The organism is Streptomyces sp. NPDC006208, from assembly GCF_040613775.1.
Lineage (GTDB): Bacteria > Actinomycetota > Actinomycetes > Streptomycetales > Streptomycetaceae > Streptomyces.
In genome coordinates this window covers 1-1,563 of record NZ_JBEXSW010000132.1, presented here as the reverse complement: position 1 = coordinate 1,563, position 1,563 = coordinate 1, and the positions used below count along the sequence as shown (strand labels likewise).

General features: G+C 70.2%; 2 protein-coding genes. One reads left to right on the top strand and one right to left on the bottom strand.

Features of this window, described 5'->3' with window-relative positions; all coding sequences use genetic code 11:
- Positions 1-112: 112 nt before the first annotated feature.
- Positions 113-658 (top strand): hypothetical protein, encoded by a 546-nt coding sequence (locus tag ABZ208_RS39025; RefSeq protein WP_356914188.1) that lies wholly within the window; start codon positions 113-115, stop codon positions 656-658.
- On the opposite strand, the gene ABZ208_RS39020 is transcribed toward ABZ208_RS39025, so the two are convergent.
- On the bottom strand, positions 615-1,563 hold a 949-nt coding region (locus tag ABZ208_RS39020; protein ID WP_356914187.1), incomplete at its 5' end, for an IS5 family transposase. The two genes, ABZ208_RS39025 and ABZ208_RS39020, sit on opposite strands and share 44 nt — an antisense overlap.

The following is a 1,563-nucleotide window of genomic DNA, read 5'->3' as shown; positions in this document are numbered from 1 at the left end:
AGTGGCTGTTGTCTTTCCGGGCTTGAGGGCTGCGTTTCCGCTGGTCAGGCGTGGGTTCGGCGGTCTCGGGGAGTGGTGACGTGTTGAGTTGTCGCTCTGGAGGAGGTCGGGCATGCCTTCGGTCGTGGGGCTGCTGGAACAGCGTGAGCTCACCGCTCGCCGTCGTATGGACGGTCTGCGGGAGGAGGCCGACCGTATCCAGGCCGAGCTGGTCGTGGCCGAGCGGGAGTGGAACGAGTGGGTGATCGCCCGTTCACGCGTCGACGAGGTGCTGTCTCCGGGCGAAGGAAACGCCGCCGACCCGGATGCCGTCGAGGAGCCGTCGGATCGCGGTGAACCGCCGGTGCGGCCTGCATCTTCGGAGGCGGCGAAGCCGAAATCGGTGGTGCCGATGTGGCGTGCGGGGCTGGCCTGGTCGGCACTGTCGGCGGACTACCAGCGGATCCTGCAGGCTCTCGCGGACCGGAACCGTCTCGGTCAAGGCCCGCTGACCTGCCAGGAGATGGCCGCCTGCTTCGGTCTGGACCTGGTGCCCGCGAAGGTCGAGGCGTTGCGGTCGAAGGCGAAGCGGCTGACAGCGCGCGGGTGGCTGGCCGAGCCGGCGCCGGGCCGGTTCACACTCGCGAAGAGCGTGGCCGGGCCAGGCGGCGGGTCATGAGCTGCGTCATCGACCAGTAGACCATCGCCTCCGCGCTGCTGGTGGACCGTTCGAAGTCCCGCACGAGGCGGCGGCTTCGCATCAGGTGGGCGAAGAACCGCTCCACGATCCAGCGCTTGGGAAGCACGACGAAGCCGCGCGTGTCGTCGCTGCGCTTGACGATGGCGAGGACCAGGGCGAGGGTGGCGAGGCAGTACTCGACGAGGCTGCCGGTGTAGCCGCCGTCGGCCCAGACCAGGGCCAGCAGGTGGTGCGCGGCGGCGACCTGGGCGAGCAGGACCTGGGCTGCCGCACGGTCTTGGGTGTCAGCGGCGGTGACCATCACCGCGAGCAGCAGGCCGAGGGTGTCGACCACAGCGTGCCGCTTGCGGCCGTTGACCAGTTTGCCGCCGTCGAAGCCGCGGCTGTCGGCGCCGACGACGGCGTCTGCCTTGACCGACTGGGAGTCGATCACGCCCGCGCTCGGCTCTGGATCCCGCCCGGCCCGCTCGCGGACCTTGCGGCGGAGCCGGTCGTGGAACTCCTTGACCATGCCGTGGTCGCGCCAGCGGCGGAAGAAGGCGTAGACCCGGTCCCACGGCGGGAAGTCGGCCGGCATCGCGCGCCATTTCGTTGCGTTGTCGACCAGGTAGCGGATCGCGTCCAGTATCGCGCGGTGGCAGTACGCCTCCGGCTGCCCGCCCCGGCCCCGCAACCAGCCCGGCACCGGCAGCAGCGGCCTGGCCACCGCCCATTCCGCGTCGGACATGTCCGTCGGGTAGCAGCGCTCGCGCACCCCGTGGTCGCCGGCGTTCCCGAACCGGTGAGCCAGGCAGTCACACGCAAGGGTGGCAGAAGTGGACTCCGCCCACGTGGTGCCGTAGAACTGCGTCAACAGGGCCTCCTGGACAGCTTGTTGGCGTAGA